This is a genomic window from Streptomyces axinellae (assembly GCF_039532135.1).
GTDB lineage: Bacteria > Actinomycetota > Actinomycetes > Streptomycetales > Streptomycetaceae > Streptomyces > Streptomyces axinellae.
The window spans coordinates 209,619-226,958 of record NZ_BAAARJ010000013.1 but is presented as its reverse complement, the minus strand read 5'-3'; the positions used below and the strand labels follow the sequence as shown (position 1 = coordinate 226,958).

The 17,340-nt window shown below is 70.7% G+C and carries 18 protein-coding genes and 1 pseudogene; 7 read left to right on the top strand and 12 right to left on the bottom strand.

Annotated features, from left to right (window positions below; genetic code table 11):
- The first annotated feature begins 143 nt into the window (after nucleotides 1-143).
- Nucleotides 144-851 carry a phosphatase PAP2 family protein gene (locus ABD339_RS20900; protein WP_344567915.1) on the top strand — a complete coding sequence of 236 codons (708 nt, stop codon included), beginning with the start codon at nucleotides 144-146 and terminating at the stop codon, nucleotides 849-851.
- A gap of 53 nt (nucleotides 852-904) precedes the next feature.
- On the opposite strand, the gene ABD339_RS20895 is transcribed toward ABD339_RS20900, so the two are convergent.
- The gene (locus tag ABD339_RS20895) at nucleotides 905-1,165 is read right to left on the bottom strand and encodes a hypothetical protein (RefSeq protein WP_344567914.1); all 261 of its coding nucleotides are present in this window, start codon (nucleotides 1,163-1,165) and stop codon (nucleotides 905-907) included.
- Nucleotides 1,166-1,302: 137 nt separating this feature from the next.
- Here ABD339_RS20895 and ABD339_RS20890 point away from each other — a divergent pair, with 137 nt between their 5' ends.
- Both ABD339_RS20890 and ABD339_RS20885 read left to right on the top strand, forming a co-directional pair.
- Nucleotides 1,303-2,262 carry an SCO4651 family lipoprotein gene (locus ABD339_RS20890; RefSeq protein ID WP_344567913.1) on the top strand — a complete coding sequence of 320 codons (960 nt, stop codon included), beginning with the start codon at nucleotides 1,303-1,305 and terminating at the stop codon, nucleotides 2,260-2,262.
- Between the two features lie 305 nt (nucleotides 2,263-2,567).
- A complete protein-coding gene (locus ABD339_RS20885) occupies nucleotides 2,568-2,783 on the top strand; it encodes a hypothetical protein (protein WP_344567912.1) in 216 nt (71 codons plus the stop codon).
- Between the two features lie 136 nt (nucleotides 2,784-2,919).
- On the opposite strand, the gene ABD339_RS20880 is transcribed toward ABD339_RS20885, so the two are convergent.
- A complete protein-coding gene (locus ABD339_RS20880; RefSeq protein ID WP_344567911.1) occupies nucleotides 2,920-3,282 on the bottom strand; it encodes a metal-sensitive transcriptional regulator in 363 nt (120 codons plus the stop codon).
- 207 nt (nucleotides 3,283-3,489) lie between these two features.
- Between ABD339_RS20880 and ABD339_RS20875 the strand changes: the two genes are divergently transcribed.
- Both ABD339_RS20875 and ABD339_RS20870 read left to right on the top strand, forming a co-directional pair.
- Nucleotides 3,490-4,110 carry a DUF47 domain-containing protein gene (locus ABD339_RS20875; protein ID WP_326689460.1) on the top strand — a complete coding sequence of 207 codons (621 nt, stop codon included), beginning with the start codon at nucleotides 3,490-3,492 and terminating at the stop codon, nucleotides 4,108-4,110.
- A 6-nt stretch (nucleotides 4,111-4,116) separates the two neighbouring features.
- A complete protein-coding gene (locus tag ABD339_RS20870; protein WP_344567910.1) occupies nucleotides 4,117-5,112 on the top strand; it encodes an inorganic phosphate transporter in 996 nt (331 codons plus the stop codon).
- Nucleotides 5,113-5,438: 326 nt separating this feature from the next.
- On the opposite strand, the gene pstB is transcribed toward ABD339_RS20870, so the two are convergent.
- The 4 genes from pstB to pstS form a co-directional block, all read right to left on the bottom strand.
- Nucleotides 5,439-6,215: a phosphate ABC transporter ATP-binding protein PstB gene (pstB, locus tag ABD339_RS20865; RefSeq protein ID WP_344567909.1), complete on the bottom strand. Its 777-nt coding sequence runs from the start codon at nucleotides 6,213-6,215 to the stop codon at nucleotides 5,439-5,441.
- Nucleotides 6,216-6,228: 13 nt separating this feature from the next.
- Nucleotides 6,229-7,308 (bottom strand): phosphate ABC transporter permease PstA, encoded by a 1,080-nt coding sequence (pstA, locus tag ABD339_RS20860; protein ID WP_344567908.1) that lies wholly within the window; start codon nucleotides 7,306-7,308, stop codon nucleotides 6,229-6,231.
- The gene (gene pstC / locus ABD339_RS20855; RefSeq protein ID WP_344567907.1) at nucleotides 7,308-8,261 is read right to left on the bottom strand and encodes a phosphate ABC transporter permease subunit PstC; all 954 of its coding nucleotides are present in this window, start codon (nucleotides 8,259-8,261) and stop codon (nucleotides 7,308-7,310) included. Before pstC ends, pstA begins: the two co-directional genes overlap by 1 nt.
- Before the next feature lie 252 nt (nucleotides 8,262-8,513).
- Nucleotides 8,514-9,638, bottom strand: a complete 1,125-nt coding sequence (gene pstS / locus ABD339_RS20850) for a phosphate ABC transporter substrate-binding protein PstS (protein WP_344567906.1) — start codon at nucleotides 9,636-9,638, stop codon at nucleotides 8,514-8,516.
- A gap of 490 nt (nucleotides 9,639-10,128) precedes the next feature.
- Between pstS and ABD339_RS20845 the strand changes: the two genes are divergently transcribed.
- The gene (locus ABD339_RS20845) at nucleotides 10,129-11,226 is read left to right on the top strand and encodes a C40 family peptidase (RefSeq protein ID WP_344567944.1); all 1,098 of its coding nucleotides are present in this window, start codon (nucleotides 10,129-10,131) and stop codon (nucleotides 11,224-11,226) included.
- 429 nt (nucleotides 11,227-11,655) lie between these two features.
- Entirely contained in the window at nucleotides 11,656-13,350 is a 1,695-nt protein-coding gene (locus ABD339_RS20840) for a SpoIIE family protein phosphatase (protein ID WP_344567905.1), read from the top strand.
- A gap of 176 nt (nucleotides 13,351-13,526) precedes the next feature.
- Here ABD339_RS20840 and ABD339_RS20835 read toward each other — a convergent pair whose 3' ends face one another.
- From ABD339_RS20835 to ABD339_RS20810, 6 genes and pseudogenes are all read right to left on the bottom strand, one after another.
- Complete coding sequence (locus ABD339_RS20835; RefSeq protein ID WP_344567904.1) at nucleotides 13,527-13,877, bottom strand: DUF2516 family protein; 351 nt, start codon at nucleotides 13,875-13,877, stop codon at nucleotides 13,527-13,529.
- A gap of 217 nt (nucleotides 13,878-14,094) precedes the next feature.
- Nucleotides 14,095-14,739, bottom strand: coding sequence for a hypothetical protein (locus ABD339_RS20830; protein WP_344567903.1), 645 nt, complete (start codon nucleotides 14,737-14,739; stop codon nucleotides 14,095-14,097).
- Between the two features lie 132 nt (nucleotides 14,740-14,871).
- Complete coding sequence (locus tag ABD339_RS20825) at nucleotides 14,872-15,351, bottom strand: helix-turn-helix domain-containing protein (protein ID WP_344567902.1); 480 nt, start codon at nucleotides 15,349-15,351, stop codon at nucleotides 14,872-14,874.
- A 188-nt stretch (nucleotides 15,352-15,539) separates the two neighbouring features.
- Nucleotides 15,540-15,794 (bottom strand): annotated as a pseudogene (locus ABD339_RS20820) (cupin domain-containing protein); the annotation flags it as partial.
- Between the two features lie 221 nt (nucleotides 15,795-16,015).
- Entirely contained in the window at nucleotides 16,016-16,420 is a 405-nt protein-coding gene (locus ABD339_RS20815) for a tautomerase family protein (RefSeq protein ID WP_344567901.1), read from the bottom strand.
- 66 nt (nucleotides 16,421-16,486) lie between these two features.
- The gene (locus ABD339_RS20810; RefSeq protein ID WP_344567900.1) at nucleotides 16,487-17,284 is read right to left on the bottom strand and encodes an MBL fold metallo-hydrolase; all 798 of its coding nucleotides are present in this window, start codon (nucleotides 17,282-17,284) and stop codon (nucleotides 16,487-16,489) included.
- Nucleotides 17,285-17,340 lie beyond the last annotated feature (56 nt).

The window sequence follows — 17,340 nt, the reverse complement described above, 5'->3', positions numbered from 1 at the left end:
ATCGTTCGGTAAGAGTGGAACGGTTCACCCGGTGCAGGGCGTTTTTCCTCTGCGGAACGGGAATTCCGCACCGCGACCACGGGGGGTCGTCAGCGAAGATCCAGCGATGAGCACACGAACCCGAAGTGAGGGGCCGCACCGCGATGGCAGCCTGGGACAACCCTGATGTCGAACTGCTCCACGAGATCAACGGCCTGGCCAAGGACGCGCCCACCTGGGCCGACCGGATCATGGAGTACGTCGGCGAGTACGGCATCGCCGTGGGCCTGGTCATCCTCGCCCTGTGGGCCTGGTGGGGGGTGACGCGCAAGCGCGAGACCCTCGACGAGGCGGTGACCGGCTTCGCCGGGCTGCTGTGGGCGCCACTGGCGGCGCTGATCGCACTGGCGGTCAACATCCCGATCCGCGGCTTCGTGGAGCGGCCCCGGCCCTTCCTGGAACACAAGGGCGTGGAGGTCCTGGTCCAGGGCAAGACCGACTTCTCGTTCGTGAGCGACCACGCCACGCTCACCATGGCCATCGCCGTCGGCATCTTCATGGTCCACCGCAAGTTCGGCCTCTACGCGATCGCCCTGGCCGTGCTGGAGGGCTTCTGCCGCGTCTACATGGGGGTGCACTACCCCACCGATGTCATCGGCGGGCTGGCGCTGGGCACCGCCGTCGCACTGCTCCTGGCACCCCTCGCGATGTGGGCGCTGACCCCAGCCGTCCGGGGCCTGGCCAACTCCCCCCGGCTGCGGTCGCTCCTGTGGGCGGGCCCGGCCGGTCCCGGCACGGGCGAGCCCGGGGCCGCACCCCAGCAGGACGGGGCCCGCGTCCGCCGCTCGGGAGACCGCGACCTGGCCGCCTGAGCCGACCTGGCCGCCTGAGCCGTACGGCCTCTCCCCGCGCGTCACCGCTTACGTCAGCGCTGCTCGTACCTCTGCTCCGCCCCCGCCGGGCCGCCCGGCGGGGGCGGAGCTTCGTGGGGTGGGGCGGCGGGGGCGGACGGGGCGGTGGCTTCGTGCTCCCGGGCGTCCGCGCGGGCCCGGTCCCGGGCCCTGCGTCCCGGGCCGCGCCAGCCGCAGCCGCAGCTCGCCCAGCAGAAGGAGCCGCGCTCCTGGACCGAGGCCGGGTGCGGTGCACGGGCGGCGTCCGGCTGGTGTTCGGGGGCTCGCTCTCGCACGTGACCACCGTACTTGGGCCGTGACGGCAGCTGACAGGGCCTCGTTGAACCGGCCGGGCCCGCACGACGCGACGGCAGGACTGGCGACAGCGGGGCGGGCCGGACCGGGCAGTGACCGGACGAGGGATCGGCAGGACATGACACAGGTGCGGCACGAACGAGGCGGCGCGGTCACCGTCCGGGTCCTGGCCGCGGCCGGTGCGGCCGGCGTGACGCTCCTCACCGCGACGGGATGCTCGCCGGGCGGCGCCGCGGCCACCGGCGCGAAGCCCGGCGGCCCGCCGGACGCGGCAGCGGTACGGCGGGCCGCCGAGACCCTGACCGCCGCCGGGAGCGCGCGGGTGCGCACCTCCATGGAGATGACCAGCGGCGGCACCCGGGTCACCGTCGGCGGCAGAGGGGCCTTCGACCTCGCGCGCCGCACCGGCCGGCTGAAGATCATGCTGCCCAGCGGCGCCCAGGGCGCCCGGCCCGGGGAGCGCAGGCCGGTCACCGAACTGATCGCACCCGGCGCGCTCTATATGAAGAACCGGGGCGCCGGGGTCCCCGACGACAAATGGGTCCGCCTGGACACCACGAGCCTCCCGGACGGAAACCTGGTGACCGGCGGCGCCACCGACCCCGTGAGCGCCGCCGAACTGCTGCGCGGCGCGCGCCGAATGGTCTACGAGGGCACCGATGAGCTGGACGGGGAGCGGGTGTGGCACTTCAGCGGGGTGGTGGACATCGAGCGCGCCGCCGTGGCCGCACCCCCGCGGGCGCAGCGGCAGTTGCGGGCGGCGGAGAAGGGGTTTTCCGGGCACCGGGTGCCGTTTGACGCCTATCTCGACGGGCAGGGGCGCCTGCGGAAGGTTCAGCACCGCTTCACCTTCGCCGGGAGCCCCGCGGGTTCGGCGGGGGCGGCGGGTTCGGCAGGCTCCGCAGGTCCGGCCGCCTCGCCCGCCTCGCCTGCCTCGTCCTCTGCGGGTGGTGCAGCCGAGGACGGCGAGGGCATCGTCGTCACCTCGACGACCAGCCTGGACGGCTTCGGGACGCGGGTGCGGGTCGTGATGCCCGAGCCGCGCGACATCTACGCGGGCAAGATCGCGGCACCGTAAGGGTCGGTCGCGGGTCCTCCGGGCCCGGGTGGCTGCGCGCTGACATGTGGGGGTCGGCGCCGGCGCGCTGGGTTCTGTGCCGAGAGGGAGGGAACCCGCGCATCCCGCGGAGGGATTCGGAGAGTTCCGCAGAGTTCCGAAGGGGTCCGAAGGGGTCCGTACAGAGGAGGCGGCCCGATGCGAAATGGTTCGGAAGTGCCATGCGCGGAGGGTGTGGCACTCCCTACGCTGGGGCTCTGGCGCAGGGGAGCGGCATGCGGGGGCGGCTCCGTAGCCCGGTCCGAGGAGCACAGGAGGTGATACGTGTGCCTGTATCGACGCCTGACGACAGGGGCGACGGCCGTGGGGGCCGTGGCCAGCGACGATCTCGGCTCCAGGACCACGTGGCCCTCGCCGAGATCGAGCTGTGCGGCGAGCTGATGATCGCCGCGTCCGCGGCCGAGGGTCCGCTGAGCGTGGCGCACATCGACGAGGTGCTCCGCCGCGCGGCGGGCGATCTGGACGAGGCGCCCCGCCGCTGAGGCCCGCGCCCCGCCGCTGAGGCCCGCGCCCCCCGCTGAGGCCCGCGCCCGCGCGCCGGGACCGCCGGGCCGCTTCCGGGTCGGGCCGGAGGCTGGGCCGGACTGGGAACACGTCCGGCCGGGAACGGGTTCCGGGTCAGGTCCGCATCAGGCGGGCGATGGCGGCGGTGGCCTCTTCGACCTTGGCGTCCATCTCGGCGCCGCCGTCCAGCGCCGCGTGGGCGACGCAGTGGCGCAGGTGCTCCTCCAGGAGCTGGAGCGCGAAGGACTGGAGGGCCTTGGTGGAGGCCGAGACCTGGGTGAGTATGTCGATGCAGTAGACGTCTTCGTCCACCATGCGCTGGAGTCCGCGGATCTGGCCCTCGATCCGGCGCAGCCGTTTGAGGTGCGCGTCCTTGTTCTTGGTGTAGCCGTGTTCGCCGGTGACCTGGTGTGCCGAGCACGCCTCGGAGGTGGCCTCCGCCACAGTGTCCGGCGTGTGCGCCTCTGGCGACGTCATGAGGTCCTCCCGTGGTCGAAGAGGGGCGGACGGTTGTGTTCCACACCTCGTCTCGATACCCCTGGCGGGTATATGATACCGGACTTCGCGGAGCCCGCTTCAGTGCGCGAGCCTCCATGGGTGACACTGGGGGTCGCCGGTTCGCCGTGGCCGGATGATGCGCCTAGCATCAACTCGACCGACACCGATGCATTCCGAGGACCCCCAGTGCGCTTTCGTCTGACCCCCAGGGAGACGAGCTTCTACGACATGTTCGCGGCATCCGCGGACAACATCGTGACGGGCTCGAAGCTCCTCATGGAACTGCTCGGGGCGGATTCCTCCGCGCGCGCCGAGATCGCCGAACGGATGCGGGCCGCCGAGCATGCGGGGGACGACGCGACGCACGCGATCTTCCACCAGCTCAACTCCTCCTTCATCACGCCGTTCGACCGTGAGGACATCTACAACCTCGCGTCCTCGCTCGACGACATCATGGACTTCATGGAGGAGGCCGTCGATCTCGTCGTCCTCTACCAGATCGAGGAGCTGCCCAAGGGGGTCGAGCAGCAGATCGAGGTCCTCTCGCGGGCGGCCGAGCTGACCGCCGAGGCCATGCCGAACCTGCGCACCATGGCGAACCTCACCGAGTACTGGATCGAGGTCAACCGCCTGGAGAACCAGGCCGACCAGATCCACCGCAAGCTGCTCGCGCACCTGTTCAACGGCAAGTACGACGCGATCGAGGTCATGAAGCTCAAGCAGGTCGTCGATGTGCTGGAGGAGGCGGCCGACGCGTTCGAGCACGTCGCCAACACCGTCGAGACCATCGCGGTCAAGGAGTCCTGACCCTCCGTGGACACCTTCGCGCTGATCATGACCGTCGGGGTCGCGCTCTTCTTCACCTACACGAACGGCTTCCACGACTCCGCGAACGCCATCGCGACCTCGGTCTCCACGCGCGCGCTGACCCCGCGCGCCGCGCTGGCCATGGCCGCCGTGATGAACCTCGCGGGTGCCTTCCTCGGCAGCGGCGTCGCCAAGACGGTGAGCGAAGGGCTCATCCAGACCCCGCACGGCTCCAGCGGCATGGGCATCTTGTTCGCCGCGCTCGTCGGCGCCATCGCCTGGAACCTCGTCACCTGGTACTTCGGCCTGCCCTCGTCCTCCAGCCACGCACTGTTCGGCGGCATGGTGGGCGCGGCGCTCGCGGGCGGTATCGCCGTGCACTGGTCCGGCGTGATCGAGAAGATCGTGCTGCCGATGTTCATCTCGCCGATCATCGGGCTGCTGCTCGGCTACCTGGTGATGTGCGTCATCCTGTGGCTCTTCCGCAAGTCGAACCCGCACCGCGCCAAGAGGGGCTTCCGTATAGCGCAGACCGTCTCCGCCGCCGGCATGGCGCTGGGGCACGGCCTCCAGGACGCGCAGAAGACCATGGGCGTCGTGGTGATGGCCCTGAGTATCGCCGAGGTCCAGGAGCACAACGAGATCCCGGTCTGGGTCAAGATCGCCTGCGCGGCGATGCTTTCGCTGGGTACGTACGCGGGAGGCTGGCGGATCATGCGCACGCTGGGGCGGCGCATCATCGAACTCGACCCGCCGCAGGGTTTCGCGGCGGAGACCACCGCCGCCTCCGTGATGTACACCGCGTCGTTCATGTTCCACGCGCCGATCTCGACCACGCACGTGATCACTTCGGCGATCATGGGCGTGGGCGCCACCAAGCGGGTCAGCGCGGTGCGCTGGGGGGTCGCGAAGAACATCATCCTGGGGTGGTTCATCACGATGCCCGCCGCGGCGGTGACCGCGGCCGTCGTCTTCTGGGCGGTCAAGCTGGTCTTCGGCTGAGGGCCGCGGTTGGGCTCGCGCCGGTTCGGCTCTTGCCCCCGCCTTTTCACCGTTTCCTTCTTGAGGCGGCCGGGCCTCCTGGTTTCTGTGCCCCCACATCGCCGGACGGGCTGCGAACAGCCCGTCCGGCGATGTGGGGGCACCTCCCGGCCCGAAGGCTGGGGGAGAGCCTGAACGCAAGCGGGGGCGCCGCCGCAGAGGTAACGACACCGCACCTCACAACAACGCGCCCCCGCCCGGAGGGAAGGGTGCCCGCGGTGGCACCGCCATGCAGCACCGCGGGCGGTCAGTGGGGTGAAAGCCGCCCGGCCTTCACCCGTCGGCGTTCACCCGAAGCGGCCCGAGATGTAGTCCTCGGTGGCCTGGACCGACGGGTTGGAGAAGATCCGCTGTGTGTCGTCGATCTCGACGAGGCGGCCGGGGTCGCCCACCTTGGCGAGGTTGAAGAACGCGGTGCGGTCCGAGACGCGGGCCGCCTGCTGCATGTTGTGCGTCACGATGACGATCGTGAAGCGCGACTTCAGCTCGCCGATCAGGTCCTCGATGGCGAGGGTGGAGATCGGGTCGAGTGCCGAGCACGGCTCGTCCATGAGCAGCACCTGCGGTTCGACGGCGATGGCGCGCGCGATGCACAGCCGCTGCTGCTGGCCGCCGGAGAGGCCCGAGCCGGGCTTGTTCAGGCGGTCCTTGACCTCGTTCCACAAGTTGGCGCCCTTGAGGGACTTCTCGACGATGCCGTCGAGGTCCTTCTTCTTGAAGTCGCCGTTGAGGCGCAGGCCGGCCGCGACGTTGTCGTAGATGGACATCGTCGGGAACGGGTTGGGCCGCTGGAAGACCATGCCGATGGTGCGGCGTACGGAGACCGGGTCCACGCCCGTGCCGTACAGGTCCTCGTCGTCGAGCATCACCTTGCCCTCGACCCGGCCGCCGGGGGTGACCTCGTGCATGCGGTTGAGGGTGCGCAAGAAGGTGGACTTGCCGCAGCCGGAGGGGCCGATGAAGGCGGTCACGGAGCGGGGTTCGACGGTCATGGATATGTCGTCGATGGCGCGGAAGCCGCCGTAGTAGGCGGACAGGCCGCTTACGTCGATGCGCTTGGCCATGGGAATCACTCTCTTAGTGCTTGGGGGCCTTCCAGCGGGCGATGCCGCGGGCGACCAGGTTGAGGATCATGACGAAGGCGATCAGCACGAGGGCGGCTGCCCAGGCGCGGTCGTAGGACGGCACGTTGCCGTTGGCCCACTGCTCGTAGATGTAGTACGGCAGCGAGGACTGGGCGCCTTCGAAGGGGTTCGCGTTGATCTGGGCCGAGCCGAAGACCAGCAGCAGGACGGGGGCCGACTCGCCCGCGATGCGTGCGACGGCCAGCATGATGCCCGTCGTGATGCCGCCGATGGCGGTGGGCAGCACGACCTTGAGGATCGTCTTCCACTTGGGCACGCCCAGGGCGAGCGACGCCTCGCGCAGCTCGTTGGGGACGAGCTTGAGCATCTCCTCCGTCGAGCGGACGACGATCGGCATCATCAAGATGGCCAGCGCCATGGCGCCCGCGAAGCCCGAGTATCCGAAGTCGAGGATGATGATCCAGAAGGAGAGGACGAACAGGCCGGCGACGATCGAGGGGATGCCGGTCATGACGTCCACGAAGAAGGTGACGGCCTTGGCCAGCTTGCCGGTGCCGTACTCCACCAGGTAGATCGCGGTCAGCAGCCCGATGGGCGCGGCGATCACGGTGGCGATGCCCACCTGTTCCAGGGTGCCGATCAGCGCGTGGTAGATGCCGCCGCCCGGCTCCAGGGTGATCACTCCGTTCATGGAGTGACTCAGGAAGTAGCCGTCCAGGATCTTCGAACCCCGCGCGATCGTCTCCCAGATGAGGGAGGCCAGCGGGATGACGGCGATCAGGAAGCAGACCCAGATGAGGCTGGTGGCCAGCCGGTCCTTGGCCTGCCGGCCGCCCTCGACCGCGCCGGCCAGGGCGGCGGTGAGTGCGACATAGAGCAGTGCGGCGATCAGGCCCCACTGGACGCGGCTGTCCAGTCCGCCCAGCACGCCGATGGCGACGCCGAGCGCGACCGAGGCCGCGGCGATCCCGAGCGGGGCCCAGCGCGGCAGCCGGGGCTGGCGCAGGGTGGGGGTCGGCTGGTCGGGTTCCACGGGGGCTTCGGCGGGGTTGGTGGCGAATGTCTGGCTCATCAGGCGTTCGCTCCCGAGTACTCCTTGCGGCGGGCGATGATCAGCCGGGCCGCGCCGTTGACCAGCAGGGTGATGAGGAACAGGACCAGGCCGGAGGCGATCAGCGCGTCACGGCCCATGGATCCGGCCTCCTTGAAGCCGGCGGCGATGTTCTGCGCGAAGGTGCCGCCGCCCGGGTCGAGCAGGCTGGCGCTGATCAGGAAGCTGGGGGAGAGGACCGTGGCGACGGCCATCGTCTCGCCCAGCGCGCGGCCCAGGCCCAGCATCGAGGCGCTGATCACGCCGGAGCGGCCGAAGGGCAGCACCGACATGCGGATGACCTCCCAGCGGGTGGCGCCCAGCGCGAGCGCGGCCTCCTCGTGCATCTTGGGCGCCTGCCGGAAGACCTCGCGGGAGACGTTGGTGACGATCGGCAAGATCATGATCGCCAGCAGGATCCCGACGGTGAACAGGGAGCGCGCGGCGCCGCCGCCGTAGGTGAACAGCCCGGTCCAGCCCAGGAAGCCGTCCAGCCACTCGTAGAGGCCGGTCAGATGGGGGACGAGGAAGAGCGCGCCCCACAGGCCGTACACGATCGAGGGAACGGCGGCCAGCAGGTCGATCACATAGCCGAGGGGGGTCGCGAGCTTGCGCGGCGCGTAGTGGGAGATGAACAGCGCGATGCCGACGGCGACGGGTACGGCCAGCACCATCGCGATGATCGAGCTGACGACGGTACCGAAGGCCAGGACGGCGATGCCGAAGACGGGCGGGTCCGCGTTGGCGTCCCACTCGAAGGTGGTGAGGAAGTTGCCTTCGTCGGCGCCGATGGCCAGCGCGGCGCGCCAGGTGAGGAAGACCGCGATGGCGGCCATGATCACCAGGAGGGCGATTCCGGACCCCTTGGAGAGACCGAGGAATATCTTGTCGCCCTTGCGGGTCCCACCCCTGACGGGCGGGTTTTCTGTAGCCATGGTTTCTCCGGTCTGACTGGTGCGGGCCGCTGCGCGCTTCGCGTTGCTGCGCGGACCAGCCCTTGGCGGTGCACCGGATGTTCACTTTCCGCGCTTTCCGGGATATTTGGGGCGCGGTGTGGCGTGCGAGGGAGCGGTGGCGGTGGGTTCGGCACCGCCGGACCGCTCCGTCTCGCTGTTGCCGTTCTTCTGCTGCTTCTGCTTCTGCTGTCGCCGTTGCCGCGGGGAGGCCCGCGGCAACGGCGGTTCAGGTCAGCTCAGGCTGTCCACCGTCGTGCGGACCTTGCCGATGATCTCGTCGGGGATCGGCGCGTAGCCCTTGTCGGAGAGGGCCTTTTGGCCGTCCTCGCTCGCGGTGTACTTCAGGAAGGACTTCGTCGCCTTCAGCGACTCCTTCTTGTTGCCCTTGTCGCAGGTGACCTCGTAGGTCGCCAGGACGATCGGGTAGGCGCCGTCCGCCTTCGTCTTGTAGTTCAGGTCGAGGGCGAGGTCCTTGCCCTTGCCGACGACCTTGGCCTCCGAGATGGCCTTGGAGGCGTTGTCCGTCGTGGCCTCGACGGGCGCGCTGGCACCGGTGTCGAGCTTGACGGTGTTCAGGTCGTTGCCGGTCGCGTAGGACAGCTCGACGTAGCCGATGGCGCCGTCGTTCTGCTTGACGTTCGTCGCGATGCCGGAGGAGCCGTCGGCGCCCTGGCCGCCCTTGCCGGCCCACGCCTTGGCGGGCTCGTGCTTCCAGGCGGCCGGGGCCGCGGTGTTGAGGTACTTGGTGAAGTTGTCGGTGGTGCCCGACTCGTCCGAGCGGTGGAACGCCTGGATCTTGGTGCCCGGCAGCTTCGCGTCCGGGTTGAGCTTCTTGATCTCCGGGTCGTTCCACTTGGTGATCTTCGAGTCGAAGATCTTGCCCAGCACGTCGGCGTTCAGCACCAGGTCATCGACGCCGCTGACGTTGTAGGTGACGGCCACCGGGCCGCCGACCATCGGCAGGTTGATGCCCTGGCCGCCCTTGCAGACCTTCTTGGACTGGGCGACCTCGTCCGGCTTGAGCGCCGAGTCCGAGCCCGCGAAGGCCGTCTTGCCCTGGAGGAACTCCTGGATGCCCGCGCCCGATCCGGTGGGCTTGTAGTTGAGCTGGGTGTTGCCGCACGCCGACTGGTAGGTCTGCGTCCACACGTCCATCGCGTTCTTCTGCGCGCTGGAGCCGGAGGCGAGCAGCTTGCCCTCACCGTCACACTTGATCTTGCTGGCGGCCTTGGTGTTCTCGCCGCCGGATCCACCGGAGTTGTTGTCCGAGCCGCAGGCGCTCAGGACCAGGGCGCCACAGGCCGCGAGAGCGCCGAGAGCTACGGCGCTGAGCCGGTTGGTGCGCTGAAGCTTCACTTTCGTTCAGTTCCTTCCTGGACCCGGAGAGGCGGCCGGGCGGCCGTCTGGCTCTCTGGCTATGGGGCGCGGTCCCCGCTGAACGGAGCGACGCGCTCTTGGTACGGCCGAAATTAGGCAGATCAGGTGAATCGGCCAACGGAGCTGAGTGAACGCGGAGTGAACCTCGGCGGTCAGCCCGGTGCCCCAGTCTGCCGGGGGCCTCGCACCCCCGGTGCGGCCCGCCGCACTCGTACCCCCGCCGCCGACGGGGACTCTCTCCCGGCGCGTACTCATCAGTACACGGCTCTGTCGGTTTCGGGGACGGCATGGCACCATCCGCTGAGTTGGCCTCAGTTGACCATACAAACAGGGGGTGGCCCGGGTGGGGTGGCCGCAGACCAGTTCGACCCTCTTATCGGAACGAGACGGCTCTCCCGGGGTGCCCGGCACGCGCGGCACCTCGGCGCCGCGTGACGCACAGGGCACGCACGGTGCCAGGGTGCGCGGCATGCGCGGCGCCCTCGTCGTCGCCTGCGCCACGGCGCTCCTCGCCGGGTCCGCACTCGGCACGGCTCACGCGGAGCCCCGCACGCCCGGGCCCGGGAAGCCCGGACCCCGCGCCGAACCGGACAACCCCAGGCCGGATGAGCCCCATCTGGGCAAACCCGACCTGGAGCGGATCCGCAAGGACATCGAGCGGCTGCACGATCGCGCCGAGTCCGCGACGGACGCCTACAACGCGGCCGAGGACAAGGTCGAGAAGCAGCAGAAAGCCATCGTCCAGCTCGCCAAGCGCATCGACTCCACCCAGGGCAAGCTCGACAAGCTCACCACCACCGCGGGCGCCATGGCCCGCGCGCAGTACCGCTCCGGCGGCATGCCCGACGAGGCCAGGCTGATGCTCGCCGACGACCCGGCGAGCTTCCTGCACGACGTCTCCCTCGTACGCAAGGGCCAGCAGGCCACCCGTGGAGTCCTCGGCAGCCTCGGCAAGACCCGCGCCACGCTGGAGGATTACGCCGCGGACGCCACCGACGAGTGGAAGAAACTGGAGAAGAACCGGAAGAAGAAGAAAGCCGCCAAGAAGAAGATCACCGCGCAGCTGAAGAAGGCCGAGTCCATCGAATCGGGGCTCAAGGAGAAGGAGCGCGAGCGGCTGCGGCGGCTGGAGAGCAGGGCCGCCAGGGCGGCGCAGGCCAAGTGGCTGAGATCCGGCGCGATCAAGGGCCTGGAGAAGAGCGCGGCCAAGGCGTCCCCGGCCGGTCGGCGCGCCATCGCGTGGGCGTCCCGGCAGATCGGCAAGGACTACGTGTGGGGCGCCGAGGGCCCCGACACCTTCGACTGCTCCGGGCTGACGATGCGGGCCTGGGGGGCGGCGGGCAAGCGCATTCCGCGCACCTCGCAGGAGCAGTGGAAGCAGCTGCCCAGGGTCCCCGTCGGGAAGATGCGGCCGGGGGACCTGATCATCTACAAGAAGGACGCGAGCCACGTCGGGATCTACGTCGGCGACGGCGCGCTCTTGCACGCGCCGCGCACCGGGCGGCAGGTCACGGTCGAGGGCGCGGGCACGATGCCGATCCTGGGCGTCGTACGGCCCGACAAGTGAGCCGGGTCACCGTACGGGGGTTGCGAATCGGCGCCGCCGTGGGCGGGTGGGCGGTGGGCTGTCGGAGCCGATGCCGGTGTCCGGCGATGCCGGTGCAGGCGAGGCTGGTGCCCGGTGGTGTGACGCTGGTGCCCGGCGGTGTTCGGTGCCGGCGGGGTGAGATCGGACACGGCGGGGGCCGCGTGACGTTGGTCATGCACAGGCCGACATTTCCTGCCCTTTGAGAGGCGAACTCCCGTTTTTCCGGCGGCATATGACGAAGGCGGGTTGCCCTCAGCCATTCCGTACGTGTGCGCGAGAGCGCTAAGGTCTCGTCCGATAGCCCGGGATGACGAGCGGCCGACCAGCGCGCGCGTTCCGGGCTGAACCATGGTGGCGGGCCATCTGGTGCGCCACCACGCCGCCCTCGGGGGAGGGAGAGGTCCCATCATGTCCGTAAGCGCGCCTTCAGCGGCCTCCGCGCCGCAGACGGCGGCACAGGCCGTGTCCGGCCAGGCTCCGCCCGCGGAGCAGCAGGGCGCGGGCGGCATCGGTCTGACCCTGCTCGTGATCGAGGACGATCCGGCGGGTGCCCTGAGCGTGCCGCGCATGCTGGACGAAGGCGGCAGGCCCGTCAAGGTGCGCACGGCGCGCAATCTGACCGAGGCCGCACGGCTGCTCACCGACGATGTCCACTGCATCCTGCTCGACCTCTCGCTGCCCTGCGACGAGGCGGGCGGGGACAGCGCCGACCGCATCGACCGCATCGACCGTAGCGACCGTTTGGACAGCGCCGCCGCCGCGCGGGAGTGCCGCCTCCGGGGCCAGGGCGACGGCGACGGGACGCGCGTGCGGGGCGCGCGGTACGGGACCGGCGCGGCCGGTGGGGGCGAGGCCGGGCGTGTGGGCGACGCGGCACCCGCGTACGACGCGCCGCACGCGCCCCATGCGAACGGCGAAAGGCACGCCAGTGGCGAGTGCTACGCGAGTAGCGGGGCGTACGCGAGCCTCGGGAGGGGCGTGAGCGCCGGGACGGACGTGAGCGCCGGAACGGGGGCGGGCCTCGGTACGCGGGCGGGCGAAGGGGCGCGGGAGACGGAGGGGACCCGCGGGGACAGCGACGGGACGGCTCGCGAGGGCGCTGCGGCGGAGTCGGGCGAGCTGGAGATCCTGCGGCGGGTCCTGCGTATGGCGCCCCGGCACGCGGTGCTGGCGCTCACCGACGGCGCCGACGCGGAGCGCGACGCCGACGCCGTACGGGTCGGCGCACAGGACTACCTCATCCGCGACGAACTCGACGGCAGGCTGCTGACCCGCGCCATCCGCTACGCCGTCGAGCGCAAGCGCAACGACCTGGCCCAGCGCCAGCTCACCGAGACCCGGCTGCGGGCCCAGGAGAACGCCCGGCTGGAGCGCGGGCTGCTGCCCAGACCGCTGCTGGAGGGCAGCGAACTGCGGTTCGCCGCGCGCTACCGCCCCGGCCGCTCCCGCGCCCTGCTCGGCGGCGACTTCTACGACACCGTGCGCACGCCCGACGGCACGGTGCACGCCATGATCGGCGACGTGTGCGGCCACGGCCCGGACGAGGCCGCCCTCGGCGTCGAACTCCGTATCGCCTGGCGCGCGCTGACCTTCGCCGGGCTGTGCGGGGACGCGCTGCTCAGCACACTCCAGAAGGTGCTGGAGCACGAGCGGGCCAGCGAGGAGATCTTCGCGACGCTGTGCACCGTGGACATCGACTCCGACGGCCGCAGCGCGGGCATCTGCCTCGCGGGGCACCCCTCACCGCTGTTCGCGGGCGCCGGGGGCGCCGCGCCCAGGGTGCTGCCCTATGACGAGAGCGGGCCGGCGCTGGGACTGCTGCCGAAAGCCCGCTGGCCGCGCCGACGGGTGGCACTGGGCCGCGCCTGGAGCCTGATGATGTACACGGACGGGCTGATCGAGGGCCGCGTGGACGAGGGCGCGGGCGGCAAGGAGCGGCTCGGACAGCAGGGCATGCTCGACATCGTCTCCCGGCGGATGGCGGAGGGAGCCCGCGGCGAGCGGCTGCTGGACGCGACGATGAACGATGTGCGGCACCTCAACGGCGGCGAGCTGACGGACGATGTGGCCGTCCTGCTGCTGGACCGGGCCGCTGACCGCTGAGCTGCCGAGCCGCTCAACTGCTGAGCCCGGCGAGCCGGCCGCGAGCAGCGGACTTGGGCACCCAGGCTTGGGCGCGTGGGTTTGGGCGCGTGGGCTTGGGGTGCTCGGGCCCACCGAGCGCCGGGGGCCGGGGAGTGCGGGGGCGGGAACCGGGAGCGGCGGGGCAGGGGAGGGGGTCAGCGGCCGTTGAACGGTCCGTAGGGACCGTCGCTGCTGCTGCCGCCCCTGCGGCGACCGCCTCTGCCGCCACCGCTGATCTGCTTGAGCGCCGGGCGGACGTCCACGATGTAGACGATGCTGGCGACCAGGCCGGCGAGCGTGAGGAGCATCCCGAGGCCCGGGATCGGCAGCAGATTCACCACGACGGCGATGCCCAGGATGATCAGCCAGAACTGCTTGGTCTGCTTGTCGGCGGCGCGGTAGGCGTCCTCGCGCCGGATCGCCCCGTCGACAAAGGCGAACACTGCCAGGGCGAGGATGACGAGGTTGATCAGCCCCATCACTGTCGTGAAGCCCTGCATCAGCATGGTGTCCACACTCCTGGTCGGTCTCGGTCGCTGTCTCGTCGCTCTCCGGGCGCGGGCGGGCCGTTGGCCGTCGGGTCACGGTACCCCAGCACGGGAAGAACGGGCCGGGCACGTGAATGGTGCCCGGCCCGTCCGTATCCCGTCCATCTCCGTCTGCCGATGCGCGGTCTGCCGATGCGCGGTCTGGCGATGCGCGCGGGCAGGACGGTCGGGACGGTCAGGAACCAGCCTTGGGAGGCGAGGACGGCTTGCGCGGCGTGGCGTTCTTGCGGGTGGTCCCGCTCTTCTTGCTGCCGGCCGCGGAACCGGAGGATCCGGAGGCCCCGGGGGTCTTGGCGCTGGAGCCTGTTGCGGAGGTTGCGGAGGTTGCGGAGGTGCCGGAGGCGGACTCGGGCCCGGTCTTCGTCCCGTTCGAGGGGGTGCCCGTCGCGGTGTCGGCCGGGGGCTCGGCGACCTTCACGGGCTCGCGCCGCACCGTCACCTCGGTGACATCGGGCTCGTCGTCGCCCTCGCCCCGCCAGTTCTTGACCGCCTCGCGTCCGCGTACGGCCAGTTCGTCGTAGGTCTCACGGGCCTTGACCGCGTACTCCGCCGCGACGCCGAGGCTCTGGAGCGCGAGATGCTGCGCCTGCTCACGGAGCTTCTTGATGTCGGTGTCGATCCCGCCGAGGGTCTCGCTGACCTTCGCCTGGGTCTCCTTGGCCTGCTGGGTGACCTTCGCCTGTACTTCCTTCGGGTCCGTCTCGCGCACGGCGGCGAGGGCCTGCGGCGCCTCTTCGCGGAGCTTGTCGAGGACACCGGCGGCGAAGTAGAGCGGCGTCGGGTCGGTGAGGGTCTTGCGCAGGTCGTTCGCGTTGGGCATGAGGGTGCGCCTCCGTGGCTGAACTCGTTGGCCGGCTGAACTCGTTGACTCGTTGACTCGTCGCTCGTGAACTCGCGGCATGGGCTGATCCGCGGTGCGGCTCCGGCGTTGCCGTTCGTACGTCTGCTGCTCTCAGGTCCGCTGCCCGTCGGACCCGGGCTCAGGTCCGGAACCGGAACCGGTGCCGGGCCCGGAACCGGTGCCAGGTCTGGACCCGGCGCCGGGGCGGTCCGGGCCTGCCTCCTGGGCGGGCTCCTCCTGCCCCCGGCCGTTCTCCTTGCGGAACGACTCGTAGATCTGGAGCAGCGCCTGCTTCTGCTGTTCGTTGATCGACGGATCCGCGAGGATCGCGGCGGGCACCTGGAGCAGGTCCTGCCGGTCGCGCTCGTCGAGAATTCCGGCCTGCACGTAGAGCGTCTCCGCCGAGATCCGCAGTGCCTTGGCCAACTGCTGGAGGATCTCCGCGCTCGGCTTGCGCAGGCCGCGTTCGATCTGACTCAGGTACGGGTTCGAGACACCGGCGGCGTCGGCGAGCTGCCGCAGGGACAACTTCGCGTTCCGCCGCTGCTCCCGCAGGAACTCCCCGACATTCCCGACATTGAGCGAGGCCATGTCCCCCAGCGTGCACCCTGTTGCTAACTTTTGCAAGCATCTCGCTTGCAAGTGTGGCCCTGCGGTGCGGAGGGTTGGCGAGGCTGAGCGCGGTAGGTGTCGTCTGGGCGAGACATCTGCCGTATGCCGCCTACCTGATGACCGGCGGCTGCGGGATGCGCGTGCGAGGGTCTGGTCAGGAGGTGGGGAGGAGCCAGGGGCAGGTGGACCGTCATGATCAGGTGGCAGGTCTCGTCGCCCGCTCCGCGGTAGGTACGGGGGGTGTCGCCGTCGAAGGTGGCGGTCTGGCCGGTCCGGCCGGTCCGGCCGGGGTGCTCCGTGCCGTCGAGGACGAGGACCATCTGGCCCGAGGTGACGCTGACGGTCTCCACGACTCCGGCCTGACGGGGATGGCTCGGGTAGTCCTCCCCCGGCTCCAGCCGCCAGAGCCACACCTCGACCGAGGACTCCGCCCGCGTCGCCTTCCTCCTCGAAACCCTCCACGCCAGCCGCGACGGCCGCCTCCTCAAGACCGCCGCCGAGGAACTGACCGGCCTGCTCCTGCCCCACACCGAGCAGACACGGGTGCACTGACTCGGCCCGCAGCGGCCCGAGGCAGCCGTCCTCGCCCTCTGAGCGCGTGCGGCTGCTGAAGCGGCGACGGCCGCGACCGGGCCCGGGGCGGTCAGCGGCCGGGGACGGGCAGGGCTCCCTCGGTGTACTGGGCGCGCCCGAAGCCGAACGACCAGTCCTGGGGGCCGTTCTCGAAGACGGAGACGAAGACGTCCTCGCCACCGATACCGAGGGATTCCAGCCGTTCCGCGAGGGTGCGGAAAACGCGTTGCTTGACCTCGGTGGTGCGGCCTTCCTGGGTGAAGATCTGGATCATCACCAGCTGGTCGCTGCGCTCGAAGCCGAGTCCGGCGTCGAGGGCGATGACGTGGTCGGCGTCGTGCTCGGTGACGATCTGGAACCTGTCCCGCTCGGGGATGCCCAGCACGTCCACCAGCGAGCGGTGCGTCGCGTCGGCGATGGCCCGTAGCTCGTCGGGACGGCGGCCACGGATGAGATCGATGCGTACCAGAGGCATGCCGGTGGCTCCTTGTGTGGGGTGTGGGGCGTCGTGTGTGGTGCGGAGGGCTGTGGGGTGGGCAGGTCAGCGGGGCAGCCGTACCCAGGTGCCGTGGTCGGCGACCGCCGGCAGGGACGACAGGCCGGCCTCGTAGAAAGCGTGCTCGATCTCAGACCGGCCCTCGGAGAAGTGCGCCCAGCCGTCGTAGTGGGCCGGGATGACGAGGTCCGCGCCGAGGACGGCGGCTGCGGCGGCGCCGCGGCTGTCCAGGGACAGCGGACGGCCGTCGAACTTCGCCGGGACGCGTGCCGCTCCCGCGTGCAGCACGGCCACGTCGATGCGCGGCGCCTCGCGGGAGATCTCCGCGACCGTACGGATCGAGGCGTTGTCGCCGCTCACATAGACGGTGGGAAGCCCCTGTCCCGCCAGCACGAACCCGATGACCTGGCAGTTGACGTGGCCGTCGTCGCGTTCGCCGTCCTCGGGGCCGTGGACCGCGGGCACCGCTGTGACGCTGAGATCGCCGCCGTCCGGGCGTTCGAGGGTGTGGGTCTGCCAGGCGGCGAGGCCGGTCGCGGGAGTGCCGAGGCGCTCGGCGCCGCCCGTGGCGGTGTGCAGCAGCGGGGCTGCCCGCGCGAAGGCGCGGCCACGCTCGTCGAAGTTGTCCGCGTGGCTGTCGTGGCTGACCAGCACCAGATCCACTGGCCCCACCGCGTTCTCGTCGGCTGCGGGACCGGCCGTCTTGGTGAGGTATCCGTGCGGGCCGGGCTCGTCGAAGGTCGGATCGCTGACGATGCGCAGCCCGCCGAGGTCGATGACCGCCGTGGGGCCGCCCGGGACGGTGATCGCGCATTCCTGCCGGGGCAGTTGTGCCGTGCTCATCGGCGTCCTCGCTGCGTGGTCGGGGTGTGGTGCTGCGTGGCCGGGTCGGGCGTGTG